The organism is Sphaerochaeta globosa str. Buddy (assembly GCF_000190435.1).
GTDB lineage: Bacteria > Spirochaetota > Spirochaetia > Sphaerochaetales > Sphaerochaetaceae > Sphaerochaeta > Sphaerochaeta globosa.
In genome coordinates this window covers 1205522-1230987 of sequence record NC_015152.1, presented here as the reverse complement: position 1 = coordinate 1230987, position 25466 = coordinate 1205522, and the positions used below count along the sequence as shown (strand labels likewise).

Annotated in this window: 27 protein-coding genes and 1 tRNA gene; 12 read left to right on the top strand and 16 right to left on the bottom strand. The window is 49.1% G+C overall.

What is annotated here, in order from left to right; translation table 11 throughout:
- Nucleotides 1–2: 2 nt before the first annotated feature.
- The 11 genes from SPIBUDDY_RS05805 to SPIBUDDY_RS05755 form a co-directional block, all read right to left on the bottom strand.
- Nucleotides 3–1424, bottom strand: coding sequence for a V-type ATP synthase subunit B (locus SPIBUDDY_RS05805; protein WP_013606825.1), 1422 nt, complete (start codon nucleotides 1422–1424; stop codon nucleotides 3–5).
- Complete coding sequence (locus SPIBUDDY_RS05800; RefSeq protein WP_013606824.1) at nucleotides 1414–3192, bottom strand: V-type ATP synthase subunit A; 1779 nt, start codon at nucleotides 3190–3192, stop codon at nucleotides 1414–1416. Before SPIBUDDY_RS05800 ends, SPIBUDDY_RS05805 begins: the two co-directional genes overlap by 11 nt.
- Entirely contained in the window at nucleotides 3189–3785 is a 597-nt protein-coding gene (locus tag SPIBUDDY_RS05795; RefSeq protein WP_013606823.1) for a V-type ATP synthase subunit E family protein, read from the bottom strand. Before SPIBUDDY_RS05795 ends, SPIBUDDY_RS05800 begins: the two co-directional genes overlap by 4 nt.
- Before the next feature lie 9 nt (nucleotides 3786–3794).
- On the bottom strand, nucleotides 3795–4097 hold the full coding sequence (locus SPIBUDDY_RS05790; RefSeq protein ID WP_013606822.1) for a V-type ATP synthase subunit F: 303 nt from the start codon (nucleotides 4095–4097) through the stop codon (nucleotides 3795–3797).
- 3 nt (nucleotides 4098–4100) lie between these two features.
- A complete protein-coding gene (locus tag SPIBUDDY_RS05785) occupies nucleotides 4101–4451 on the bottom strand; it encodes an ATP synthase subunit C (RefSeq protein WP_013606821.1) in 351 nt (116 codons plus the stop codon).
- 24 nt (nucleotides 4452–4475) lie between these two features.
- Nucleotides 4476–6467, bottom strand: a complete 1992-nt coding sequence (locus SPIBUDDY_RS05780) for a V-type ATP synthase subunit I (protein WP_013606820.1) — start codon at nucleotides 6465–6467, stop codon at nucleotides 4476–4478.
- Nucleotides 6464–7558 carry a V0D/AC39 family V-type ATPase subunit gene (locus tag SPIBUDDY_RS05775; RefSeq protein WP_013606819.1) on the bottom strand — a complete coding sequence of 365 codons (1095 nt, stop codon included), beginning with the start codon at nucleotides 7556–7558 and terminating at the stop codon, nucleotides 6464–6466. The genes SPIBUDDY_RS05780 and SPIBUDDY_RS05775 overlap by 4 nt, the downstream gene beginning before the upstream one ends.
- Complete coding sequence (locus tag SPIBUDDY_RS05770; protein WP_013606818.1) at nucleotides 7555–7884, bottom strand: hypothetical protein; 330 nt, start codon at nucleotides 7882–7884, stop codon at nucleotides 7555–7557. The genes SPIBUDDY_RS05775 and SPIBUDDY_RS05770 overlap by 4 nt, the downstream gene beginning before the upstream one ends.
- A gap of 76 nt (nucleotides 7885–7960) precedes the next feature.
- On the bottom strand, nucleotides 7961–11266 hold the full coding sequence (locus tag SPIBUDDY_RS05765) for a fimbria/pilus outer membrane usher protein (protein WP_013606817.1): 3306 nt from the start codon (nucleotides 11264–11266) through the stop codon (nucleotides 7961–7963).
- Between the two features lie 39 nt (nucleotides 11267–11305).
- On the bottom strand, nucleotides 11306–12070 hold the full coding sequence (locus tag SPIBUDDY_RS05760) for a fimbrial biogenesis chaperone (protein ID WP_013606816.1): 765 nt from the start codon (nucleotides 12068–12070) through the stop codon (nucleotides 11306–11308).
- A gap of 94 nt (nucleotides 12071–12164) precedes the next feature.
- On the bottom strand, nucleotides 12165–12725 hold the full coding sequence (locus SPIBUDDY_RS05755; protein ID WP_245523815.1) for a TetR/AcrR family transcriptional regulator C-terminal domain-containing protein: 561 nt from the start codon (nucleotides 12723–12725) through the stop codon (nucleotides 12165–12167).
- A gap of 185 nt (nucleotides 12726–12910) precedes the next feature.
- Between SPIBUDDY_RS05755 and SPIBUDDY_RS05750 the strand changes: the two genes are divergently transcribed.
- From SPIBUDDY_RS05750 to SPIBUDDY_RS05720, 7 genes are all read left to right on the top strand, one after another.
- Nucleotides 12911–12984: transfer RNA gene (locus SPIBUDDY_RS05750), tRNA-Pro, on the top strand.
- Between the two features lie 155 nt (nucleotides 12985–13139).
- The gene (locus SPIBUDDY_RS05745; protein ID WP_013606814.1) at nucleotides 13140–13814 is read left to right on the top strand and encodes a lysoplasmalogenase family protein; all 675 of its coding nucleotides are present in this window, start codon (nucleotides 13140–13142) and stop codon (nucleotides 13812–13814) included.
- A gap of 100 nt (nucleotides 13815–13914) precedes the next feature.
- Nucleotides 13915–14637, top strand: coding sequence for a metallophosphoesterase family protein (locus SPIBUDDY_RS05740; RefSeq protein ID WP_013606813.1), 723 nt, complete (start codon nucleotides 13915–13917; stop codon nucleotides 14635–14637).
- Between the two features lie 129 nt (nucleotides 14638–14766).
- Nucleotides 14767–15165, top strand: a complete 399-nt coding sequence (locus tag SPIBUDDY_RS05735) for an FMN-binding protein (RefSeq protein ID WP_013606812.1) — start codon at nucleotides 14767–14769, stop codon at nucleotides 15163–15165.
- A 2-nt stretch (nucleotides 15166–15167) separates the two neighbouring features.
- Nucleotides 15168–15590 carry a hypothetical protein gene (locus tag SPIBUDDY_RS05730; RefSeq protein WP_013606811.1) on the top strand — a complete coding sequence of 141 codons (423 nt, stop codon included), beginning with the start codon at nucleotides 15168–15170 and terminating at the stop codon, nucleotides 15588–15590.
- 37 nt (nucleotides 15591–15627) lie between these two features.
- Entirely contained in the window at nucleotides 15628–16521 is an 894-nt protein-coding gene (locus SPIBUDDY_RS05725; protein ID WP_013606810.1) for a DUF1295 domain-containing protein, read from the top strand.
- A gap of 19 nt (nucleotides 16522–16540) precedes the next feature.
- Nucleotides 16541–17530 carry a bifunctional methionine sulfoxide reductase B/A protein gene (locus SPIBUDDY_RS05720; protein WP_013606809.1) on the top strand — a complete coding sequence of 330 codons (990 nt, stop codon included), beginning with the start codon at nucleotides 16541–16543 and terminating at the stop codon, nucleotides 17528–17530.
- Here SPIBUDDY_RS05720 and SPIBUDDY_RS05715 read toward each other — a convergent pair.
- Complete coding sequence (locus SPIBUDDY_RS05715) at nucleotides 17527–18291, bottom strand: hypothetical protein (protein WP_013606808.1); 765 nt, start codon at nucleotides 18289–18291, stop codon at nucleotides 17527–17529. The two genes, SPIBUDDY_RS05720 and SPIBUDDY_RS05715, sit on opposite strands and share 4 nt — an antisense overlap.
- Nucleotides 18292–18367: 76 nt before the next feature.
- Between SPIBUDDY_RS05715 and SPIBUDDY_RS05710 the strand changes: the two genes are divergently transcribed.
- From SPIBUDDY_RS05710 to SPIBUDDY_RS05695, 4 genes are read left to right on the top strand one after another with little or no spacing between them, the layout of a single operon-like run.
- On the top strand, nucleotides 18368–19069 hold the full coding sequence (locus SPIBUDDY_RS05710; RefSeq protein WP_013606807.1) for an AzlC family ABC transporter permease: 702 nt from the start codon (nucleotides 18368–18370) through the stop codon (nucleotides 19067–19069).
- Nucleotides 19066–19377: an AzlD domain-containing protein gene (locus SPIBUDDY_RS05705; protein WP_013606806.1), complete on the top strand. Its 312-nt coding sequence runs from the start codon at nucleotides 19066–19068 to the stop codon at nucleotides 19375–19377. The genes SPIBUDDY_RS05710 and SPIBUDDY_RS05705 overlap by 4 nt, the downstream gene beginning before the upstream one ends.
- A gap of 36 nt (nucleotides 19378–19413) precedes the next feature.
- Nucleotides 19414–20085 carry a TatD family hydrolase gene (locus SPIBUDDY_RS05700; RefSeq protein ID WP_013606805.1) on the top strand — a complete coding sequence of 224 codons (672 nt, stop codon included), beginning with the start codon at nucleotides 19414–19416 and terminating at the stop codon, nucleotides 20083–20085.
- Nucleotides 20042–20839 carry a tRNA threonylcarbamoyladenosine dehydratase gene (locus SPIBUDDY_RS05695; protein WP_013606804.1) on the top strand — a complete coding sequence of 266 codons (798 nt, stop codon included), beginning with the start codon at nucleotides 20042–20044 and terminating at the stop codon, nucleotides 20837–20839. The genes SPIBUDDY_RS05700 and SPIBUDDY_RS05695 overlap by 44 nt, the downstream gene beginning before the upstream one ends.
- Nucleotides 20840–20871: 32 nt before the next feature.
- Here SPIBUDDY_RS05695 and SPIBUDDY_RS05690 read toward each other — a convergent pair whose 3' ends face one another.
- Complete coding sequence (locus tag SPIBUDDY_RS05690; protein WP_013606803.1) at nucleotides 20872–21459, bottom strand: carbohydrate-binding family 9-like protein; 588 nt, start codon at nucleotides 21457–21459, stop codon at nucleotides 20872–20874.
- A gap of 117 nt (nucleotides 21460–21576) precedes the next feature.
- Here SPIBUDDY_RS05690 and SPIBUDDY_RS05685 point away from each other — a divergent pair, with 117 nt between their 5' ends.
- On the top strand, nucleotides 21577–22566 hold the full coding sequence (locus SPIBUDDY_RS05685) for a hypothetical protein (protein ID WP_013606802.1): 990 nt from the start codon (nucleotides 21577–21579) through the stop codon (nucleotides 22564–22566).
- Here SPIBUDDY_RS05685 and ybgC read toward each other — a convergent pair.
- Genes ybgC through SPIBUDDY_RS05670 form a run of 3 tightly spaced genes read right to left on the bottom strand, consistent with a single transcriptional unit; the run spans nucleotide 22559 to nucleotide 25466 of the window.
- Nucleotides 22559–22975 (bottom strand): tol-pal system-associated acyl-CoA thioesterase, encoded by a 417-nt coding sequence (gene ybgC / locus SPIBUDDY_RS05680; protein WP_013606801.1) that lies wholly within the window; start codon nucleotides 22973–22975, stop codon nucleotides 22559–22561. The two genes, SPIBUDDY_RS05685 and ybgC, sit on opposite strands and share 8 nt — an antisense overlap.
- A complete protein-coding gene (locus SPIBUDDY_RS05675) occupies nucleotides 22975–24240 on the bottom strand; it encodes a diaminopimelate decarboxylase family protein (RefSeq protein WP_013606800.1) in 1266 nt (421 codons plus the stop codon). The genes ybgC and SPIBUDDY_RS05675 overlap by 1 nt, the downstream gene beginning before the upstream one ends.
- On the bottom strand, nucleotides 24237–25466 hold the full coding sequence (locus SPIBUDDY_RS05670) for an LL-diaminopimelate aminotransferase (RefSeq protein ID WP_013606799.1): 1230 nt from the start codon (nucleotides 25464–25466) through the stop codon (nucleotides 24237–24239). Before SPIBUDDY_RS05670 ends, SPIBUDDY_RS05675 begins: the two co-directional genes overlap by 4 nt.

The following is a 25466-nucleotide window of genomic DNA, read 5'->3' as shown; positions in this document are numbered from 1 at the left end:
CCTTACTTGCCATAGTACTGTGCTATCTCCTCGTCGGTCAGGCGCTGCAGTTCCTCACTGGGCAACTTGCCAAGTGCCTCCCATCCGAGATCGAGTGTCTGCTCAATGCTGCGATCTTCATCGAAGCCTTGATTCACAAATTTCTTCTCAAAGAAGTTGCCAAACTCCAAATACTGCTGATCAAGACTGGTCAGCTCTTCCTCACCGATGACCGATGCAAGGTTCTGTACATCCTTTACGTGGCTGTACGAAGCAAACAATTGGTTAGCCAAGTGAGGGTGATCGCCACGGGTCATGCCCTCCCCGATTCCATCCTTCATCAGACGGGAAAGCGAAGGCAGGCAATTGATTGGAGGATATATGCCTCGAGCCTGCATACCCCGTTCAAAAACAATCTGTCCTTCTGTAATATACCCGGTCAAGTCAGGTACCGGGTGACTGATATCATCGTTGGGCATGGAAAGAATGGGCAGCTGAGTAATGGAACCGCTGCGGCCGCTGATTTTTCCCGACCGTTCATACAGCTCGGCAAGGTTGGAGTACAAATACCCCGGGTACCCCTTGCGGGAGGGAATCTCGCCGCGCATGGTACCGATCTCCCGCAAAGACTCGCAGTAGTTGGTCATATCGGTCATGATCACCAATACCTGCTTGCCCTTGTCGAAAGCCAGATACTCTGCAAGGGTGAGGGCTGTCTTGGGCGTAATGGTTCGCTCAATGGAGGGGTCATCGGCGAGGGAGAGGAACAGCGCTACATTGTCGGTAACCCCGGTCTCCTCAAAGCTGTCGATGAAGAATCGAGCTACGTCATATTTTACACCCATGGCTGCAAATACAATACAGAAATCCCCCGAGCTGCCCCTTACTTTCGCCTGTCTGGCAATCTGAGCCGCAAGCTGGTTGTGATCCATGCCGTTTCCACTGAAAATGGGAAGCTTCTGGCCTTGAATGAGGGTTGTCATTCCATCGATGACGGAAATACCTGTCTGGATGAAATCCCTCGGATATTCGCGGGCTGTCGGGTTGATCGGTTCCCCGTTCACATCCCGTTCAGCAAACCCGTGGACAGTGCCCGAACCATCACGGCTTTTGCCCAAGCCGTTCATGACCCGGCCGAGCATCTGCTCTGAAACACTGAGTGTCAAAGGTTCACCCATGAACCGCATGCCCGTTCCCGGCAGTGTCAAACCGTCGGTTCCTTCAAAGACTTGTACGACTACCGCATCATCACTGGTGTCCAGGACCTGCCCCGACCGACGAGATCCATCGGGAGCAAGTATCTCAACAAGTTCGCCAAACCCCACGGCGTGGGTATTGCGCATATATACCAGAGGACCATCAATGCGACTTACGCCGCGATACTCTCTTCCACTGAGAAGCCGTCGGTCAGTTTGGGCCAGCAAGGTTTCAGCCTTAGTTCTCATAGATGCCTCCAATCTGATCAATCGAGCGTTCAAGGCGCAGTTGCAAACGGTCTATGTTTTCCAGTTCGTCGCCCTTGACGGTCAACCTCATGCGTACCATTTCCTGCACTGCCTTCAGACGCCTGATCTTAACCATGGGAACACCCTTGGTAATGGCCTCAAGCCCTTTCTCATAATAGGCAAGTATGACTGAGAGCATTTTCACCTGCTTCTCCACCGAACAGAACCGATCAACATCGTCAAAAGCGTTCTGTTGCAGGAATGCAGTCTTGAACAATGAACACACTTCAAGTATGAAATTTTGGGTATCAGGCAAGGCATCGGGGCCGACCAGCTTCACAATTTGTTGCAGTCGTACTTCTTTCTGCAGTAAATCCATGATTTTCTGTCGACTGAGGTACCATGTGCCGTCGCTATGGTCATTCCACCACTGCTTCACATCCCCAAGATACTCACTGTAGGACTCCAACCAGCTGATCGCAGGATAGTGTCGGCTACTGGCAAGCTGTCGATCAAGACCCCAGAAACAGCGTACGAAACGTTTGGTGTGCTGGGTTACCGGTTCGGAGAAATCACCACCGGGAGGACTTACCGCACCAATGATCGAGACCGATCCCTTGCTTCCCGAAAGGGTTTGCATGAACCCCGCCCGTTCATAGAACTGGGCGATACGGGTCGGCAGATAGGCCGGGAACCCTTCTTCGGCGGGCATCTCTTCCATACGACCGCTGAGTTCGCGCAATGCTTCAGCCCATCGGCTGGTCGAATCGGCCATGATGGCTACATGGTAGCCCTGGTCTCGGTAATACTCTGCCATCGTAATTCCCGTATAGATGGAGGCTTCACGGGCACTGACCGGCATGTTTGAAGTATTGGCAATAAGGATGGTTCGCTCCATCAACGAATGGCCGGTACGGGGATCGATAAGAAGCGGAAATTCCTTAAGTACATCGGTCATCTCATTGCCACGTTCGCCGCAGCCGATATAGACGATGAGATCCGCATCACACCACTGGGCGATTGAGTGCTGGGTCATGGTCTTGCCGGTTCCAAATCCACCAGGAATGGCTACCGTCCCTCCCTTTGCCAAAGGAAAGAGTGTATCGATGACCCTCAAGCCTGTGATCAGCGGCTGCTTGAGTGCAAGTCGCTTGTCCACCGGTCGGGGAATTCTGATCGGCCAGCGCTGCAGCATACAAATCTGCTGTTGATGCCCGTTGGGCAGCACAACCGTGGCTATTACATCTTCAACGGTATACTCACCCTGCACTGCTATTTCCACAATCACAGCACTTGCTATCGTGACAGGGACCAAGACTCGATGCTCAATTCTGCTGGTCTCCTGCACAGTGCCAAGAATCTGGCCGGCAGTTACAGCAGCACCTACCTCAAGTGAGGGTGTAAAAGTCCACCGCTTTTGGTGGTCGACTGCATCAAAGGTCAAGCCACGGGAAATAAAGGCCCCGCTGGCAGCCATCAATTGCTCAAGCGGTCGTTGGATTCCATCATAGATGGTTCCTATAAGACCGGGAGCGAGCTCGACGGACAAGCTCATGCCACTTCCATAGACATTGTCGCCCGGGCAAATACCGGTGGCATCCTCATAGACCTGAACGGTAGCCAACCCATCATAGAGTTTCACTACTTCTCCGACCAATTGCTGCTCACCGATACGCACCATTTCCATCATCATGGCATCCTTGATGTCCTTGACAATGAGAATTGGTCCGTTTACTCGTTTGACGCGTCCGATAATTCTCTCTTTCATGTATGTTCCTGAATCATAGCCCTAAGTACGCGGTCCAGCCGTCTGAGACGGATCTCGACCTGATTGTTGAACGAAACCATGCCGTCCAACGAGGAAACAACCACTCCTAGACTACGGATGGGTTTGGTATCAAGGTGTAAGACAATAGTACTGCCGGTAGCTTTCTTCACCAGTGCAGCTGCCATCGAAAGATGTGCCTCGGTAACAGGACACTGGGTACTACAGGAAACTTTTGCTTCCTTCAGATCCAGACCTAGAGCGGCTTCCGCAATCCATTGGGGTAAATATGGCTCAATGGTCTTTGCATCGAGCAAAGAGGTTACCCGCCCAAGCACTTCTTGATACCGATCATCCCCATGGCGCAGAATAGCCTTGCGCTTTGCGCTGGTCATATTTGCTTGGAGCCGAAGCTGAACCTGTTTCATCTTCTGCTCAAGAGTTCGCCGCTCTGCTTCCATCTCAGACTGCGCTCGCTTGTTGGCTTCCTCCACAATAGCTTTCGCTTGTCGATTGGCCTCCTGCAAAGTCTTGTTGGCAGCTTGGTCGGCTTGCTCCAGTATTCCGGTGAGCAGGCGACTGTCAGTTGTTTCCATACTATCTTCCTATAACGAAACCCCGATCGCTTGATTGACCAGGGATCGTAAATCTGGTGGCCCCTGCTTGGAGTTCGGAGAGGGTATCTCCACCACAAGCGGGAAGGTTTCACTGAAAAGATACCGGTTGACCACCGAACGAATCAAATTTGCAACTTCATCCGTTATGATGATAATGCCATGTTCCGGATTCTCCAATGCCTTTTCCCAAGCCTGCATCGCCTGCTGGGTAGTTGTCGCCTGCATGCCGAAAACACCGACAAGGGAGAACCCCAATACGGTATCTTCGTCACCGATGACAAAATACTTCATGCATTATACCTTTCCGAGAATCATCAGACTGGTGATGAAACCGAACACTACCAAACCTTCTGCAAGAGCGATGAAAATCAAAGCCTGGCTGGCAATTTCCGGCCTTTCGCTGATTGCACCCATGGCAGCGCTTCCTACCTTGCCGATAGCCATTCCTGCTGCAAGGGCTCCGACTGCGAAGGCAATCGCTGCACTGAAGCAAACAAGAGCAAGGTTGTAATCGTTACCGACTTGTGCGGCTTCAGTAGTTGCAGCATAAGCACTCGGGGCGAAAACAAAGGCGGATGCAAGCAACACAAGAGCCGTTGCAACAAAGGTCATCGATACTTTTCTTCTGAATTCGATGTTGGTCATACTGTGACCCTCCTAAAAAAATCTCTATCTCTTCTCGGAAGAGGTTGTATTGAGCCCCACCGGCTCATACGCTACACCCTTTCCGGTAAAATACCTTGAGAAGAATTCATAATAGTTCAAACGAAGCGACTGAATGCCGGCACTCAGACCCTCCAATACGATTACCAGGACATTGCCGAGAATGAAAATGCCAATACCGCCGAATCCATCCACCATGGATGAAAGCATTTTGAAGGATTCCATCAGAGATGCGTGTGCGATACCGAGTCCGGCTACTCGCATGAAGGAAAGCGTATTGGACATATACCCGGTAAAGATCTCCAACACATCAACCAGCCATTCCATCACGCAATCGAGCAAGAGCTTACCCACCTCATGCTTCGGCCCTCCCCTGCGAACTGACAGGAAGTACGAAAGGAAGCCGCGCACGAAAAGCAGGATTAGGCAGAGTGTTATCACAGGACCAATCCAGGTTGCTTGGGGGAACTGACGATAGCCGCTTCCTACGAAGCCAAAACCCATGTACAACCCGATGCCGAAGAGCAATCCACCAATCAAGCCATTCTTATCCAAGAACAAGGTGAGAAAGGCCCGCTTGCGAATCAGGTTGACCCAGTTGAGGAATAACCCTGTGTAGATGATGATTATACCGAATTTGATGGTAATGCCAAGAATTCCATATACATCATGAACCAACGCTCCCTCGGCATGACCGGCAACCGCCGCCTCATAGTTGAACCAGAGGGCGGGAAACAGGCCCAATCCAAAGTAGGAACCAAACAAGGCACCGAAAACCATGGAAGAGAGTCCCAAGTACACCAGCAACGAAGTAACGTTGCGGCTGAGCATCCCATCAGGCTTGAGAGGATTCTTCTTATACGAACGGGAACCGAGCAATCCTACGAGCAAAAGCACCAGACCTTGGCCGACATCGGCAAACATCAAGCCGAACATCGAGAGGTAGGCAACCATGACAAAAATTGTTGGGTTGACTGTTCCATACTCGGGTGTGCTGTAATTGTTGACAATATTCTGGAAGGGTCTGAGAGCTTTGGGAGAAGCGATCGCTACAGGGACTTCCTGCCGGGGAACTTCAGTGGCATTGGTCCACTCTATGACACTCTGTCCTTCACTGGCTTCAAGAATTGCATCCCTGACCCTGTCAGCCTGGTCGGAAGGAACCCAACCGGAGAACAAGGTCGTATTGCGGGTATAGGCAAAATAGGAACGAATCTGATCACATAGTTCATTCAACCGAAGATTCGACCATATAGTAAACAATTGGCTTTGCTGCTGCTTGACCACCGCATCGACCGCTTTTTCAACCTCGGTTCTGCTTTGTAAGGCCTTCTGATGCTCTGCATCCAGACGCCCCTTGATCAGGAAAATTGCCTTCTTTTGTAATTCGACATCACTGGATTCAACCCAGCCGAATTTCTCCAGCAAGGGATCGACTTGGGACACATCACGGCGAAGCGTGAGGCAGATATACTTCACAGTGGATGGAATCTGATCAAGCAGTCCACCGTACACAGCAAGTTTACTCCCAAGGTCTTCCATTTTGCCATGGGTAATTTCACCCACTCTCAAATCAAGGTATTCACCCTTGTTCTCATTGATGTACCGTCTCATCTCTTCGAGGCCCATCAATTGCTGATTGCTCTCTTTTTGCTTTTCCTTCAACGTGAGCAGATTCGAGGTAAGCTCGTCCAAAATTCGCTTATACTCTTCAAGCTCGGGTTTTTCCAGTTTCTTTACATCAAGTACTTCACTGGAGGGAATATCGAGATGGCCTTGGCGGAGCAACGCCTCCACACGCTTTCGCATTTCCTCCAAGTTGGCCCGGTTGACCGAACTGGGTCTGCTGGAAAGCTTTTCCATCTGCTGGGGATCAAGCTTATTGATATGGACAAAATCGAGCACACCCAACTCGAGCAGTGCCTTAACCACCGCCTCACTGGTTTGTTCCAGTACGACAGCTGTAAGCAATTTCATCGGCCTTGTGAACAAGTTCATCCCAATACCCCCCTGATGTATTCCTCATCGTATCCGTAATATTTACCGTTCAGAATAGCCTTGATCATGGCTGTCTCTTCCTTGAACAAGAAGAAGTATGCCAAACAGAGACCGATGGTAAAGGGATCGGTTGCAAGCATTTTCCTGTACAGGGCTTGCCTGCGAGTCGCCAAAAACCCTTCAATCTTAAGGTTCTCCAACACGCTTGCTTCATCCTGATGTACGTGCAAGCGATTCTCTTCAACCTGTATCTGCTCCAGACCAGGGAAGTATCGGTTGATGATATCAATCGGATTACGTTCCTCACTCTTTTGTGCAAGATATTTTTCAGTGTAGGAACTAGCAAAAACATTACCCCACGGCAAGAGTAGCTTCCTTAGCTTTTCTGCTTCCATTTGGTGGTACACACCATGGCGAACAAGGATGGTAAGGTTATGCAAATCTATTTCAAGCAGAAAGATTGAAGTTGCCACTTCCCTATCCTGCTTGGACAATGCGCTGGTACTCTGCATGAGTGAAACATACCACAATCGGTCCAGAGCACATTCGAGATCAAAAAGGCCGTCCGTTTCCAAATTTTGGACCGTAACGTCTTTAAGAATCTCCCAGTATGGAGTTTGTTTGACTGCCTTGAGAACAGAATCCCACGTAGTTGCATTGATCAAGGCTGTCCAGTCTATCGGATGCAGTATGATATCCTTGAAAAGGTACTCACTTCGATGTCTGATCGGTCGGTGTCTGATGATGCTGCTGTACCAGAGTCTGATACAGTTCTTCAGATTATCCACTTCAATTTTGCCCAAAAGGTGTTGGACAAAAGTTGCAGGACTACCTTCCAGATACTTTTGGACTTCCCGATACATTTCAATCTCTTTCTGCAGGAGGACCAACTCCATCTGCTGCAGATCTCCAGTCAGGTCATAGGCTTGGGCCACCTGCTGGTAGCGACTATCGCGCAAAACACCCACAGCCTCCACAAGAGAGGCTGACTTAAGCAGAGATTCTGCTAAACAGTCTTGACGCATCAAGCCAATTTTTGCTCGAAGCTTGGCGTTGATGAATCCATATACGGATACAGGGTCTCTGCTCATTGCATTCCCAGATAGCTTTCAAGGTCGGTTTTGCACACCTTTTCTACAATGACTTTAGCAATCCGATCAAGTTCTTCTTCTTGCAAAGTCTCGACACGTTGCAAACCTGCTTCAAACTCAGATAGTTGGAGAGCGGCATCGGCCTCAGCTTCTTGCAGCAAGGCATGACAACGTTCACGCTCCTGCCTGAGGGAGGATCGAACAAGTTCATTGGCTTCGGTCTGGGCGTCGGTAATAGTATCTCTTGCTGTTCGTTCGGCGTCTCTTATGATCTTCTGCGCTCTATCCTCAACTGATAATACCTCGTTGATTATATCGCTCCGCACGTTGTTACTTCCTTGATTGAATTCGTACAATAACGTCCCTATACTCTACCTTTTGGAAGTAAGTGTCAAGCAAGGTTTAGGGAGCTGCAGTGAACACCTGTTGGGCTGTTTCATCCTGCTCGGGAATTCCGACCATTTCCTCGAATGTACTCTCATCGAACTGGAAATCAGCATCAGTAACATAGTTTTCATCGAACTGCTCGAAACTGAAGTCACTCTCTTCAAACGGTGGGAAAATGATATTCCAGAAAGTCTCCTCACTAATTCGGTCAATGCTGGAGAGTGTCACTTCAGCATCGTAACCGACGGCTAGTTCAGATCCGAATACATTCTCTTCTTCTGCTACTTGGGCTCCTGTGAATACATCCTTGACAATAATCCGTTCAACAAAGGCCGGGTCGGCTACCCAGAAATCCTCCAGCAGGAGAACACGGTCCAAACCCAGTTCCTCAGAATCCAACTCCGGAACGGTAAACCGTACCGCGTACCATAGATCCTGGACCTGCAAATCAAACAAATAGGTACCGTTCTTTACTTCGCTGAGGATGAACCGCCCTTCCTGATCAGTGAATAAGTACAACGAATCGTCACGGACAAGTTCCTCATTGCCGTTCTCATCAATTGCAATCTTGTAGACAGGAGAAGAATACTGGACGTACGGGCTTCCATCAGTCATCAGCAATCTTGCGCTTACGGTGAAGGAAGGCTGTACATCAAGCTTGGCAACAAAGGACTGCCTGCTTCTGGGAGTAATCTCGAAGACAAAGGAAGAACCGGTAGAAAATTCGGTAGCACCGCTGGAAAACACTACCACACTATTCTTTACGTTGGTGGAGATACTATTGTACAGTGCACTGCCCAAAGGCCTTGGCAGGTAAGACGGAGCACTATCTAGGCTGCGGGCAACCGAAATTTCGCTCTTCCTGAGTTCCCCGACAGGCTTAACCAGCAAGAAAGAGTCGTTCACCGACTTGCCAATGGCGAAGGCCCCACCTGCATAGGCGAACGAGGTACTGGCCGTGAAGGTGGTTGACATGTTCTGATACGAGTTGGAAACCTGCTGTCTCAACGAGAAGGAACTGAGATTACCGCTGTGCGACCAGGAACCGACGACTGAATGGTTCTTGGGATCATCAAACTTGAAGGAACTTAGCGAAAGATTAAGGTTGTCATTACTCGATGGCCGCCAGCTCAGACCGGCAGAGCTCGTGGCGGAAACATCAAAGAAAGGAGTACCACTTTGGACGCTGGTCGAAGAGTTGGCGCTGAGCTTGGGATTGAGGGAGTAACTGCCGCTGACCTGTGCCGTGACAGTGGGTTTGAACGGATTGGTATCCGATCCGTTTGCTGTAATTGAACCGCTGAGGGAGAAACCCTTGAAGGGAGAGAAGCCTGAGGCGAAGGAGAGACTCCAACTGGGCCCTGCAGCAGCAGTATTATAGATGATATTGCTCGATAACGTATAGCGGATCTTCTCGGTGAAGCTTCCGGAATAGGAAAGAGAGAGAGTTGATACGGAATTGTAGGCCACCCCTGATGCACGAGCAGGTATGCTGTGATTCAACGTAGCACTGAGGGTTCCAAACTTGCTATCCTGCTTACCGCTGAATCTATGGCTCAAACTTCCCGTAAACGAAGGAGTCTGCTTGCTCGCATCCAGACCCAAGGTGATCTGAACCTGTGAGGTTCCCACCAAGGTGGCAAGCACTCCGTTCACCGTACCGCTGAAGATACCAGGAGTGAATGCAAGTTCGGTGGTGAAGGTAAAGGTGTCGGTCAGACCGGTCTGTTGATAGTATGTTGCGGTGAACTTGTCAAGATAATAGGAAAGATACTGACTATTCAGCCAAGGCAAATTGATAGTTCCCCCGGCTGTTGTACTCTTGACTTTAGGAACGCTGAAACCGAAACCATACAAGCTGTCACCCTTTCCAAGGAGACGGTAGTCGTAGCCCATGTCGACGTATTCCACTTTTATATCATCAGGATGGGCATCAGGAGTGGTAGTAATTTTGATCTGGTTGGCACCTTGTGTAAAAACAAAATCACGCAATCGGTATGTTCCAGCTTGGAACTTACGGGTAAACACCGTCTCCCCATTGATGGAAATTTCCACATTTGAGGGTTCCACGAGCACAATCCGGTATTCAAATTGGTTTCCCTTGGCACTGCCGGTACCATATGCATAGTTCTTTTCGAAGGTTAAGCCGAAATTGGAGGAAGAACCAGAAACTGAACTGAGGTTGGTCCCAACGTTGCCGAAGCTCAAACGATGATTCGATTCAACGAAATCATAAAAACCGTTCCAGCTTCCGGGGTTGAAAACAGGGGCTTTTGAAGAGAGTGAGAAATAGAAGTTCAGCCCGATACCCAAAACTGATGCCCTATTGGAGACTGAAAGTGATACAAGGCGGTTGTTGATCTGTGAAAAATCTGAGGGATAATCCATCATTGCATAGAGGCTTAAAGAACTTGCCAAAGCAAATTTTACGGGCTTAAGCACAATAGCTCCACTCATACCGTACTGCTCCCTTCGGTTGATTGAAGAGGCTGTTACACTGACCGAACGTTCAGGCATATCGGCGATATCAAAACTTAGATAAATAGCGAATCCAGCGGCATCATAGCGCGCATCCACCCCACGGCTTATCAAATCCTTCAGGGAGAGGAATTGCAAACCATCCCCAAAAACCCGCTCATACGCAGCTTTGGTGATATAGGAACCGACATAATAGGTAAGATCCTCCGCGCTGAGAAGGCGGCGTTCCTGGCTGAATTCCACCTCAATATCACCAACCCGCTCATCATTTACAAACAGGTCGAGGAAGTAAAATCCATCTTCGTAAGCAATTGTTGCATCTTCACCTACAACAAAGAAGTCTGCCCAGAAATCGTCAGAAAGCGGTTCTTCGGAGCTCGGCTCTGGATAGAACATAGCAAACTCTTCTTCGGAAAGCACCAAAGGTTCAAACATATAGGGAGGATCAGGAATAAAAGCTTTACTGGTTGGTGGTCCTTTAAAGGTTGGCACAGCAGGAATCCTAGGCTCTTCGACTTCTACAATTGGTTCAAAGAGGGGGAAAGAGACCAGATGGACCGGAGGAGGCAAAGGTTTAACGGCAATCTTGAGTTCTTCGATTGCTGGCACTGCTTTGAAACGTGGTACAGAAGGTATACTTGGAAGGACTTTTGGTTCTTCTTGTGCCGGAGCAACAGGTGCTGTAGGTTTGCCTGACACAGGGGAAACTACTTTGATGCTTGAGACCTGCTGCGTCCCGGCAGGCTGATGAAAACAGGTCCACATGAAGGCAGAAAGAAAGAGGGTCAAAAGCACAAGCAAGACCACCAGGAACACTGCGTGTGCAAACCCTCTTCTCTTCATGTGAAAGTCCTTTCTTTACCAGGAAGGAGAAAACTCTTCCTATTTTGTATACTTGATGGTGGCTTGGTAGGTTACCCCGGCATCGCGGGAAAGTCCCTCAGGCCAGGGAACCTTCTTGGTAATCGTTTTCTTTGCCAATATATTCATGCCATCAACACCGGGAAGAGCTTCAGCACCTTGCAATACTACTGAATTTCCTTTGCTGTCCTTAATTTCTACAATTGCAGAGATAAGAAGTTGGTGAACCGTCCCCAGGTTGGCCAACGTAACAGAGAGAGCAGGAGATCCATCTTCCATAGTGGAGGCGGCCAATGTTCTGATTGCTACATTTTCCACAACACGGGAAGGGAGTACGTATAAGCTGGTTGTATAAATATAGAGGAAATTGAACATTCCCTTATCAGTACTCGCCCTACCTTGAGAATAAGGTATCTGCTCAGCCTTCAGTCGAAAAGAAAGCTCGTTGGTAACCGTGCGCGGCCCACGATACTGAACCCGTACAACCCAGCTGCTCTGCGGAGGAACTACCAACTTGTTGGGAACGACAGAAAAATAGGCATCAGCAGGAGTGTTGACTTCATTGCCTTGTTCATCCTGATCGCGAATGAGAGCGGAGATACTTATGGCAATTGAATCGTTGCTATCATTGACGATGGTATACGTTTTCGTACTTTCTGCACCGGTTGGCTGAAATGATTGTTCCAACGGAGAAAACTGATACGCATGTACAGAAGAAAGCAAGAACAAGAGCACACCAAGTGTGAGCAGAGCCTTCTTCATTGTTTTATGAGCACTTTGATTCATATTCTTCTCTCTTTCACTACAAGCATGACGTTTGTGATAGTGTACGCCATCGATTTAGATTCATCAAGACTGGAATCTAAAGCAATACCACTATTTAACGGCTTAAAGCCATCCTTTTAAGGGCAGCATCGAAGGTTCCCTGCAATAAAGGAACCATTTTCTGCACGATTTCGTCAATATTGCCATCAAGTTCATCATGCACCCAATCCAGAATAGATCCAACAAAAGCATGCTTGTAGAAGGAAATTAAATAAGCAAGGTCACTCTCCGAGGCTCCGAAGACTTGTGCCCGGTAACTGAGCGTGGTATGCAAAAGCTTGGACATCTCCCCGCACAGATAGCGATCAAGCAACTCACGTCCAAGACTATGGTAAATATTGATCACCATCTGCTTGTTATCTTTCAAATAGGTGCACATATTGCGAATGGCCGACTCACCATCATCGTTGGTTTTCGTTTCGGGATAACTGCGGGAAAACTCTTGTCCCTCGTTAGTAAACATCCAGTCCAGCAAATCATAGATATCTTTGAAATGGTAATAAAACGTTTGCCGATTGACTCCGCAACGGGTAACTATCTCCTTGACGGTAATCTTGTCCAAGGTTCGTTCAGCCATCAATTGCTTCAGTGATTGGGCAAGTGCTAGTTTGGTCATCTGTGCCATTGGTATCCCTCACATTACTCTACGTACGTTATTTTTCCGCTCTACCTGAGTTAGTTATTAAAAATTAGTACTAATACTACTGTAAAAATCTTTCTTTGGCTACCTATCTTTCATTTATTGACACAAGTAGGCTTCTATGCTAAGGTTCGTTCCTGTCGGGTGACCGATATTATGTTCGGGCTGTAGCGCAGGGGTTTAGCGTACTAGTCTGGGGGACTAGGGGTCGACGGTTCAAATCCGTCCAGCCCGACTCTGCAAGGAACTGCTGAAAAGCGGTTCCTTTTTTTTTACTCATCGGGTGCACCCTCCCCTGCATCGACTCACCAATGGATTTGTTTTTCTTGGCAATCGAACGGTATGTACCTATACTGACCTAGTAGTTTCAAAAAAGGGGGAAATCATCCGATGAGGTACATGCTTATTGCTATTCTTTCTTTGGTTCTTGCTGCTTTTTTCATGTATGAGGAGTATAAGAAGAACTATGTCCTAGCTGTTGTCCTAAAAGGGTTTGCCTCCTTTTGTTTTATACTTTTCGGTATTCTTTCCGGTTCCCTGGGGGGTGACAGCCTTTTTGTCAATCGCATTATCACCGGACTAGTTCTAGGTGGTGTTGCAGATATTCTGCTTAATCTGCGTTTTGTCTTTGAAAAGAAGGGTAAGCTGATATTTCTGGTTGGGATTCTGTTCTTTCTAAGCGGCCATATCCTCTATCTGGCTGCCCTTATTCCCCAGAGTAGTTCCTTATTGCTGTATTTGGTCATCGGCATCGTTCTGACAGCTTTGATTCTGGTTTGGATGTTCAGCTTAATCACGGTAACCAAAGCATTCAAGATTTTTGGAATACTCTATATTGGTGCAATCATGCTGATGAACAGCGTTGCATTTGGCATTTTGATTGCTTCCCCATCCATGCAGAGTGCTTTGTTTGCCATGGGAGCTGTTTTTTTCCTGGTAAGCGACATAGTCTTGATTCTCAACACTTTTGGACCAAAACAACAACAAAAACTACGGATCACAAACCTATCTCTTTACTATATGGGACAACTTCTCATGGGCTTGAGTCTGCAATTTCTCGTATGACCATTCACTCTCGCTTGACCTTGCCGGTCGAATACACTGAAGGTAGTGCTACCTATACTTTGTTTTTTATGCATTGCATCGTATACTCGAAATTCCTGACATGAAAGCGAGGGTTACCGTGGTATTGGCTCACATAACAGATATACATCTAGGACATAGGTTTGCACAGAAATTCGGTGTGGACATACAGAGAAACTTCATCACTGTATTGGAAGATATCAAACGAAGAGGCATTACCGAGGTAGTATGTACCGGCGATATTGCCGAGGATGAAATGGCCTCTTGGTTTTTCGATACGATTAAAGAATACGGATTTCTGACACATATCGTACTCGGCAATCATGACAATCCGGTGATTATGGAACTGAGCAACGAGCAGGGAATCGCCAATCACTACTACAGAATCCCATGCGACCAAGCCGTCCTGCTCTTCTGTGATACCCGACAAGCGTATATGGATGAAGAGCAACTCAGCTGGCTGACCGAAGAAATTTCATCCAGCGACCTTCCTATTTTGCTTTTCCTCCACCATCCGGTTCTCGACTATGACAACTCCTTCATGGATCAGAAGTATGCTCTCAAGAATCGCGATGCAGTCAAATCAGCCCTCTGTGCCACAAACAAAGAAATCCATCTGTTCTGTGGTCACTATCATGCTACTGATGAACGCAGTTTTGCGAACATCCACCAGTATATCACCCCATCCATTTTCTATCAGATCAAGAAATACTCAGAGAAATTGGAGAGGGATGAAAAGCCATTCGGGTATCGCATTATCCAGATGGAAAGAACGATACAGACAGAAGTAATCAACTTTTTCTAATAGGAGCAACATTTCTTTTCCCAGAGTTATATGTACGATAATTCCTATACAAATTGTTACAAATGTGGGGATTCATGTCTTCAATGCAGCCCCAATATAGTATATGGTTGCCAACGTGGGGGAATACAAATGCCAAAGGGAGCAATCATTGTCTTGGTCGTTGTAGCAGGTCTCATCCTACTTATTATAGCTGGAAGGCTCGCCTTCAAACGTGTAGAGCAGAATCTGGAAGGTTTGAAACAGCTAGCTCTGGTTACACCTACAGTTTCCACCTTGAAAGAGGGTACCTATGAAGGAAACTTCGCTACCTTTCCCGTAAAAGTAAAAATTGAAGCCACCCTGAAAGAAGGCACTATCGCAAACCTTACTCTCATCGAACACCGCAGCGGTCAAGGGCAGCCGGCTGAAGCAATCCTTACCTCGGTTCTGACTGAACAAAAACTGGATGTAGACACCATCAGTGGAGCAACCTACAGTAGTATCGTTATCCTAAAAGCCATCGAAGATGCGTTAAAAAAGGCACAATAGCCATGAATTGGATTCGAAAAACCCTCATTATTGTACACATTCTCGTAGGAATTGGAGCGTTGGCGGGCGGGTATGGATGTCTTGCAGACATCTATAATCCCTTGGGGGCACCCCTCTCGCTTTTGGAGCATTCCCCTTTCACCTCATTTTTTTTCCCTGGGTTGTTTCTGTTTGGTGTCATTGGTTTGGGAAACCTTGTATGTATTCTCATGGTTTGGAAGTTTCCCATCGTGGGCCTGCTGAGCAGTCTTGCTCTGGGACTTTTTTTAAGCGCCTGGATTGTCATCCAATGTTTTATATTGCAAGAAATAGTTGCTCTGCATATCATATTCTTGGTAGTAGGTTTGGTGCAAACAGCCCTTGCCTTATGGCAACTGATCCAAAGCGGAGACTTGGTCTATCTTTTGAGAGAGCTGGTCAATTAACTTGCCGCTTCAGCACTCGCTTTGGTATAGTGTGTGCATGAAGGCAACAAAAACAACCATTCTCCTGTTTTTCATCCTTATCAGTGCCTGTATCGGCTTCACGATGCTTCAGGCAGCACCAACTACGGCACCTTTGGTACACGTCGGAGTCATCACTGCATGCTCCATCGGTCTGACGTTCCTCTTCTCGCTGGTTACTTCTGATTATTCTTGGACTGACAGGCTTTGGAGTACCCTGCCTGTTGCGTATGCATGGATATATGCATCGGCTGCCGGCTTTACGGTACCCTCCCTCACCGCTATGGCGCTCATCACGCTGTGGGGAGCCAGACTGACCTATAACTTTGCAAGGCGTGGCGGGTATACAGGAGAGGAAGACTATCGTTGGACTATCCTCAGACAGAGAATCAACAATCCGGTGTTGTGGCTGGTGTTCAACCTGCTCTTCATCGCCTTCTACCAGCAGTTCCTCTTCATCGCCTTCACCAGCCCTTTGATGCTGCTCGTTCAGTCATCCAGCCTTACCTTTACACCGCTCTCCTATGTGGCAATTCTGTTGTTTGCCCTCTGCTTGGGTATCGAGACACTGGCTGACCAACAGCAATATACCTTCCAACAGGCCAAATACAACCTGCTACCGAGAACAGAGGAGCATGAAGAGGATTATGAACGGGGTTTCAGAACTTCAGGGCTTTTCAAATTCAGCAGGCATCCCAATTACTTCGGGGAGCTGGGTGTCTGGTATGCAATCTACCTGTTTTGCGTTTCGTTCTCCCCCTCACTTTTCCATTTCAGCCTCGTCGGTCCACTTCTGCTGACGTTGTTGTTCATCGGATCGACCATCTTCACCGAAAGCATCACCGCCGGCAAATATCCTGCGTACAAAGCCTATCAGCAATCGGTCCCCCCGATTCTTCTCAAATTCTGGTAAATCCAGAAGGAGGATGCCCATGAACCGTTACCTACTTGTCCTGTTCATCGTTCTCATCCTTATCGCAATCATCGTATTCTTCAAACCCAAAGTGCAAGCACAAGCACAACAAGAGGAACCTATGGCAACTACAACCCAACGATTCACCTTTCAACCCCTGGACAACAGCCTGAAAGCTGAGCTCAATGCTCAGGAAGCCCAAGTCATTATCAATAAAGGAACCGAGCGGGCTTTCACAGGAGCCTATACCGACACAACAGAAGAGGGAACCTACTACTGCAAATGGTGTAATTCACCCCTCTACAGTTCCGAGAGCAAATTCCACTCGGGTTGCGGCTGGCCTTCTTTTGACGATGAAATCCCCTTTGCCGTCGAGCGTCACACCGATGCCGACGGAAGTCGGACCGAAATCGTTTGCGCAACCTGCAAGGCCCACCTTGGTCACGTATTTTTAGGAGAGCGGTTCACCGAAAAGGATACCCGGCACTGCGTCAATTCCATCTCCTTGGTTTTCCGCCAGGAAAAGCCCGTAGCCCAGGCAGTATTCGCCGGTGGCTGCTTCTGGGGGGTTGAGCACCTCTTTGCACAGAAAAAAGGTGTTTACTCAGCAGTAAGCGGATATACAGGCGGTACAACGGTGAATCCGACCTACCAAGACGTATTGACGCACACCACCGGCCATTTGGAAGCGGTAATGGTATATTACAATCCACTGGAAATTTCTTATGAGGAACTGACAAAGTACTTTCTGGAAATTCATGACCCGACCCAAACAAACGGGCAGGGACCGGATATCGGCAACCAGTACCTCTCTGCCATTTTCTATCGCAGCAAGAGCGAATTCGACACCTCCGTACGCCTGATAGAAATCCTGGAAGGGAAAGGACTCAAGATAGCAACGACTCTCAGAGCCGCTGCCATCTTCTACCCTGCCGAGGAGTACCATCAGGATTACTATGAAAACAAGGGTACCCAGCCGTACTGCCACGCCTACACAAAGCGATTCTAGTCAGCCAGTACATCGGCGCTGATAGCGCAGCTGGCCACAACATAGGAGCCTTTCTGTAAGGGCTTGGCCAGTTGCTTGGCTGAGAATACCAAGTCAAGGTGTCCCATCTGGGTTGCTATGGTTGCAACCATGCATTTGGTATTGCGATACCCGTGCATCCGTTCCTGGACGTCAAGAACGGGACCGCACAGCAGGACCATGCGCTCCTGTTGTGCGAACTTTTGTCGATCTTCTTCACTGAGGCTCTCATCACGGGCCATGATGTAGTTGAAAGGAAGCAGCTTCTTATCCTCCAACCTTCCCTTATCATCGGTGGCAGCTTCATATGCCTGACGGCTGTCAAAAGCATCGAGGGCTTGGGGGAATGCACAGACTTGCACATTGAGAATGGTATCCTCATCTATTTGCTCCAAGGTTGCGGCATGCACCAAGGTTGCAATAAAGGCACTTTTCTCGGAGGGATTGGTCATCAACAGAGTAATGGAAAGAGCTTCGCCCTCCCCGATCCGAACCAAGGGTTTTGCAGACCATACGCAGCGCCCGCTCATATGCATATCCACTCCGGCTATTTCGGTAGCATTATTTTTTGTTAGCACGCGAAATACAATAGTGAGCCCGCTCTGCAGCACCTTGGTTGCATAAAACCCATAACTGGTAGGAATACGCTTCGCCTTCTCAAACCAAGCGAGCATCTGTTTCTGGTCCAACGATCCGTCCTTAAGCAGACATTCCAACCCGGTATTTGCAAGATAAACAGCCATAGGCACCTCCAAAAGTAAGGAATGATAGCACACCTAAGGCTTGCAAGAAAGGGTGTAAAAGAATACTCTGGCTCACATGCAACCAGAGCTTACCTTCAAACAGGGCTGCCAAGAGGGCTTTCCCATCTTTGTCGGATACTTTCCTACCGCCATGGCCTTCGGCTTGGTGTGCAGGGATCTTGGACTGAGAATCTGGGAAGCTGTACTTTTTTCCCTAACAAACTTTGCAGGAAGCGGCCAGTTCCTTGCCGCAAATCTTATGGGCAAGGGAGCCATACTCGCTGAGATTTTTATCAGCGTCATGTTGGTCAATCTTCGCTACTCCTTCATGGGAGCGGAACTCTCGCGCAAGCTGGCAAAGGGAATCGGAGGTTGGCAGCGCGTACTGCTTGCCCATGGAACCACCGATGAAGTCTTCAGCGTGGCAGTCCTCCACGCCCAACCTATAACAAAACAGTATCTTGCCGGTTTGGAAGGAACAGCCTACCTAGGCTGGGTCAGCGGTACTGCGGTCGGTTTTCTGGTCGGTATGATTCTCCCCAGCGCCTTGCAACTGGCAGTCGGGGTGACCTTGTATGCCATGTTCAGCTCCCTGCTTGCCCAGGAGTTCCGCCAGAAGGGAGGCAGGGTTCTTTTGATAGCAGGCCTTTCAGCGGTTCTGAATAGCATTCTCATCATTGTCTGCAAGTTCGGAGTCGGCTGGGCCTTCGTCATCTCCATGCTTGCCGCCAGTTTCATAGGGGCAGCCCTAACCGATGAAGTACAGGAGTACGTATGACAGAAAGCCATCCCTTCATGGTACCCATCCTGCTCAGCGCCCTAGCCACATTTCTCGTTCGTGCCCTGCCCTACTACGCAACATTTCTTGACCGCCTTCCCAAGTTCCTCTCCAAAAGTCTCAAGCTGCTACCCATAGCCGCCCTCGGTCCTTTGATTTTCCCCGGTGTAATCCTCGACTACCAACAAAATTGGTATGCCGGGTTGCTGGGAATTCTTGCCGCCTCAATCTTTGCCTATAGAAAGCGGGGGATGATCATCCCGATATTGCTGAGTATCGGAGTAACCTATCTGGCGCTTCTCGTCTAACTTGACCTACAGCAGGCCTAAACCGTACGATAAGGCATGTTTGATGCCCACCGACACCTCAGCTTAGCGTTTCCCAAAGAAAATGCGCTGTATGCCACCAGCAAAAAAAGCGAGTGGCCCAGGTTGCTGGAAAGCGGGGATAAGGCAATGGGAGGTATCGGAATACTGCCTCCTGAACTTCCTATAGACGTTTCAGACATCTATGATCTGTTACGTGCCCATCCAGAATTACAGATAGCAGAAGTGGGATTGGACCGGCGCTATCCTGACACCGATGGGCAAGCCCTCTTTTTAAGAACCATGCTGCACATCGGTTTTGAACTAGGCCGCAGCGTGAGCCTGCACTGTGTCAGAGAGGATGGCCTCTTGCTTTCCCTACTGGGAAGTGAGGCCAAATACCTGCCACCTCTTCTCTGGCATGGGTGTACAGCGAGCTTGGAAACAGTTACACAAGCAGTACGCTATACAGTAATTCCTTCCTATGGACCGTCCTTGTACACAAGCCGCTTGGCGCAGGAAATCAAACACCTTATTCGTATGCCCTTTGTATTGGAAACCGACTTTACTGGTCAGGAACAAGACTATACAACAACATTTTCACGCCATATCGCAGCCTTCAGCCGCCATAGCGGGTACAGTGAAGAGCAATTGGAGACACATAACAATGAGATCAGAGCAATTCTTACGCATAACCAGACTTCTCGGTGAAGAAGCCGTACAATCACTGCACGAAAAGCGTGTTGTTCTGGTAGGACTGGGAGCCGTGGGAGGCATGTGCCTTGAATCCTTGGTCCGCAGCGGCATAGGAAATCTACGTATTGTCGATTTCGATACGGTGGGCATCACCAATCTCAACAGGCAGATCCTTGCAACCTACGAGACCCTCGGAAGGCCGAAAACAGAAGTGGCAGCAGAGCGCGTGAAGGCGATCAATCCCGATTGCAACCTTGAAGTATTGTCACTCTTTGCCAACCAGGAGACATTGGGCCAAATTCTGGATGGGGATGTGGATCTTGTCATCGATGCCATAGACTCGGTAAATCCCAAGTGTGCGTTGCTCGAACAAGCATATAAACGCAACATGAACGTTGTCAGCAGCATGGGTGCAGCCCTCAGGCGCGACCCCTTTCTTATCAGAAAAGGTGACTTGATGGATACGTATGGGTGTCCCCTGGCACGGGTGGTTCGAACCAATCTCAAAAAACGAGGCATCGGCAGGGGAATTGAAGTCATCTACAGTCCAGAACTGGTTCAATTCACCTACCGAAAGCCCGAAGAAGAGGAACAGGCAGATTTCAATGAGCAGATACTGGACCTTGGAAGAAAGCGCAATGTGCTGGGAAGCCTTCCCACTGTTACCGCCATATTCGGACAGCAGTTGGCCCACTTGGCGCTTGGCAAGTTGCTGCAGGGCTCATTGCTTTCGGGCCAAGAGGCTTTCAACCCAAAGAGTGGAACATAGCTCTTTTGATAAAAAGGGGCTAGAATAAGAACTTAGGCGAACGTGAGGGGAACAAAGTACGACGGGCAATGAAAATCCGGTTTCAACGTCCCGATTTCCGAGGCTGCAAGAAAATGGGGGACAGCAAGCTTGTCACCACAGCAGTAAAAGTTTCCCCTCAGCTGTACATTTCTCAAGTCCTCCCCTTCTTCAACCAGACCCAATGCAAGAAGTGGCAGGCTTATCTCAAGAGTCCAGCGGCTCTGAGTATTTGAATTTTCCAGAATCTGGACTGAATGTTCAATCGTTTGCAGGAAATCCACGGGGAACAAGGTTCTGTTGGCCCGTCCTTCTCCTTTGCCGGCCAGAATGCTTGTACTTGCACTGCATTCGATATTCACATACTCAGCTCTTCCTTCACGCTGTAAAAAAGCTTCTACACAACTGTCTTCCCATACCCTGCCATTATGCAGGGTGACCATACGTCGCATTTGAGGTTCACGGACTTGGTAGCGCAGCTTCAAGCTCTGATCCTGCCACTGCATACGCACAGCAGCCTCCACACCCTCATACTCGCCCCAGAGAGGAATCAGGCTTATCGGAAGGGTTTGCTCAAGCGGACGGTTGTAGATAGTTATCATGGTTTCATGCTCCCTGCCCAAGAGTATAGACGAGAGAGACAAGCAAGCCTAGCGCATTTTGAAGCAAAAACACAGGGTTTTTCCCTTGAGTAGCAATGTTACATGAGGAGAAATACTATGAAAAATCGAACGTTGCTAGTCCTTGCGCTCTCGTTGCTGCTTACCTTGGTTACCGGTTGTGACAACAGTATGGAAAGTGAAAGCGCCACCTTGCGTCTGAATCTTGCTTCCGAGCGATTCAGGACATCCCGAAGTTTGCTGCCGACACAGGAAGACCTTACCATTGCTTCGGTAAGGATTACCGGAAGCGGGCCGAAAGGTCAGAACATTGACATTCAATCGGCTGATCAGTCGGTGGAAATCGGTAACCTGGCAATCGGAACGTGGAATCTGCATGCTGTGGGCTCCAACAGCAAGGGAATACAGCTCGTAAGCGGCGATGTAACCACCTTGCTGTCCAAGGTGACTAGTGAAGCGACCTTGCACTTGACCCAGCTTGTAGGAGCAGGGGAACTGAGCATTCAACTTTTTTGGGATCCCGACCAGGTGGCAACCGATGTAAGGCTGGAAGCCCAGCTTTTCGACCAAACAGGAAGCTCGATTGCACTGACCGCAGGAGAACTGAGTATAGCAGAAGGAACTGCAAGACTGCAAAAGGCGCTTCCCGCCGGGTCGTATTACCTTAAGGTGCAGCTTTTCAGCCAGGACGTACTGGTCAGCGGTTTCGGCCATGCCCTTAGGATTCTCGACACGGTGACCAGTGATGAATCCATGGAGATGGTCATAGGAGATCTATCCACTGAGTTTACCATCATGGTAGTGAACAACACCATGCTTCCACTCGAAGGAACAATCGGAGCAACTCCACTGGATGCCGTAAGGGATCAGGAAGTGACACTCACCTATGATCCGAGCAACCTCCCCTTCGATGTCGGCATTGAGGACCTGCTAATCGATTGGTATTGCGAAGGAGAGCTAGTCTCACAGGGTAGTGCAGCCTATACCAGCTTCCCCCTACCTGGAGTGCATCGCTATGATGTCATCGTCAATCATGCGCGTCTGGGAAGTCTGGGATCGGCGAGCATTCTTGTGGATATGCCTATCTAGCAGCTTCGAAGGCTGGAATAAACCAAGGGGGCATCGGCATCGGACGGTGCGTCTCTGTATTGATGGAGGCAACTTTAACTTGGAGAACACACAACGTCTGTCCATCTCGGAGTACCGTCTGCCTGAAGACGATGGAGAATCGTTTTGCACTCTCAAGTTCGGTCTGCACTTCCAAAAGATCATCAAGGTGTGCAGGGCTTTGGTAGTCAACCGCAATCGACTTTACGACAAAAACCAAACCTTCCGATTCCATCAAGCTGGTTTGCGACCCCGAAAGCCCATGCTGCCTGCCCAGTTCGCGCAGCAGCTCGGTCCGTGCATGTTCTGCAAAATCAAGATACCGGCCGTGGTAGACAATACCACCACAGTCGGTATCGCTGTAATACACGCGAATCGGAAACCGGTGCATCAGACCTCCACCATTGAGCCCTCAAAACGAAGGGTCTCTACATAATCCTCGTAGGTCTGCGCCCTGCGAATCATAACCACCGATCCATCGCGTTTGAGCAGATATTCGGCGCTGCGTAGTTTTGCGTTGTAATTGAAACCCATGCTGTGCCCGTGGGCCCCTGCATCGTGCAGTACTACGACATCACCCTTCTGCATCGCTGGAAGCTTGCGGTCGATGGCAAACTTGTCATTGTTCTCACACAGCGACCCGGTCACATCGTAGGTGTGGTCGCAAGGTTGCTTGTCCTTTCCCAGAACAGTAATGTGGTGATACGAGCCATACAGAGCCGGGCGCATGAGATTTGCCATTGAAGCATCAAGGCCGACATAATCCTTGTATTTGTTCGTTACATGCAGCACCTTGCTTACCAGGTATCCATAGGGACCGGTGATAACCCGTCCACATTCAAAGACTATCTGAAGCGGGTCCAAGCCGGCAGGAACGACAATCGTCTCATAGAGCTTCTGCATCTCTTTGCTGACCATCGCAAGGTCCATCGCCTCTTGGTCGAGACGATACGGGATACCGATGCCTCCGCCCATATCGATGAATTCAATGCGTATCCCTGCTTCTTTCTGGATGCGGACGCACAAGTCAAACAGCATGCGTGCTGTTTCTACAATGTACGACCCATCCAATTCATTGGAGGCGACCATGGTGTGCAGGCCGAAGTGCTTGACGCCCTTTTCCTTCATGATCCGATAGCAATCGACAATCTGGGAGGAAGTGACCCCATACTTCGCCTCAACAGGATTGCCGATGATGGCATTGCCTGTCCGGTCAGGTCCGGGGTTGTACCTAAAACAGATGGTTTCGGGAACGGTGCCTATAGCCTCTTCAAGTGCTTGAATATGGGTGATGTCATCCAGATTGATGATTGCTCCCAGCTCATAGGCTGCCTTGAATTCATCGGCGGGAGTATCATTGCTGGTAAGCATGATTTTCTTACCGGTAATTCCACTTGCCTTGCTCAGCAGAAGCTCCGGCAAGGAAGAACAGTCAGCACCAAAGCCCTCTTGACTGAGCAATTTGAGAATAGTGGGGTTTGGACATGCCTTAACTGCATAGTAATTGCAGAAACCAGGAGCCCACGAAAACAGCTTCTTCAAATTCCTGGCATTATCGACAATGGCTTTTTCATCATACAGATAGAAAGGGGTAGGAAGTTGGTAGGCCAACTCCAGCATTTCACCGTGACCGATCGGAAGCGTTTTCTTACTCATATCTTCAAATTCTCCTCAATCATTTGCATTGCCTTGATAACCTGCTCACGATGGCCGTACGAGGAAACACGAACAAAATTCTTACCTGCAGGACCAAAACCGCCACCCGGTGTTACCACCACATGGCAGGAATCAAGCAAGAGATCGAAGAAATCCCAGCTCTCCATTCCATTGGGTGTCCTTGCCCAGATATAGGGGCTGTTCACCCCGCCGTACACCGTCAAACCTACTTTGGAAAGACCTTCCCTGATAATTCTGGCATTCTCCAGGTAATAAGCCACCAAGGCTCTGCTCTGTTCATACCCCGCTCCGCTCAAAGCTGCAAAACCACCCTTTTGGGCGATGTTGCTCGCCCCATTGAAGAAGGTGCATTGTCTGCGGTTCCACATTGCATTCAGTACTCCCGCCTGGGCATCCTCGCAGCGAAGGGCTTTGGGAACAATGGTCCAACCAAGCCTGACACCGGTGAAGCCTGAGAACTTGGAAAAACTATTGATCTCGATGGCACATTCCTTGGCTCCCTCAACTTCATAAATGGAACGGGGATAACCATCCTCGGTGATATATTCACTATAGGCACTGTCAAAGATAATGACACTTTTATTCTCTCTGGCATAGTCGACAAAGGCCTTCAGCTGGTCGTAGGTTGCTACTGCCCCGGTGGGGTTGTTCGGGCTGCACAGGTATAGCAAGTCGACCTTTTGCTTGGGAGGCTCGGGGATGAATCCATTTTCCTCGGTGCTGGCTAGATAGACGAAACCGTCATAACACCCCTTTTCCTTGTTGAAAAGCCCGGTGCGCCCACCCACTACATTGCTGTCCACATACACCGGATACGCAGGATCCTGAATGGCAACGATGTTGTGCTCCCCAAAAAGGTCCTGAATATTGGCTGCATCGCTTTTGGCTCCATCGCTGACAAAGAACTCAGTACTTTGCAGCTCAACACCGTAGCGCTGATAGTAGGCAACCAGGGCTTCGCGCAAATAGGTATCGCCTTGCTCATCCCCGTAACCTGTATAGGTGGTGCGATCGGAAAGCGAATCAATTTTCTCCTTCATCGCTTCACACACGGCCTCGGGAAGTGCTTCGGTGGTATTGCCGATGCCCAGGCGCAACACAGGTACCCCGGGATGGGCTTTCTGCCAGAGGCTTGTCCTGCGGGCTATCTCGGGAAAGAGGTACCCGCTTGCAAGCTTTTGGTAATTGGTATTGATTGTTGCCAT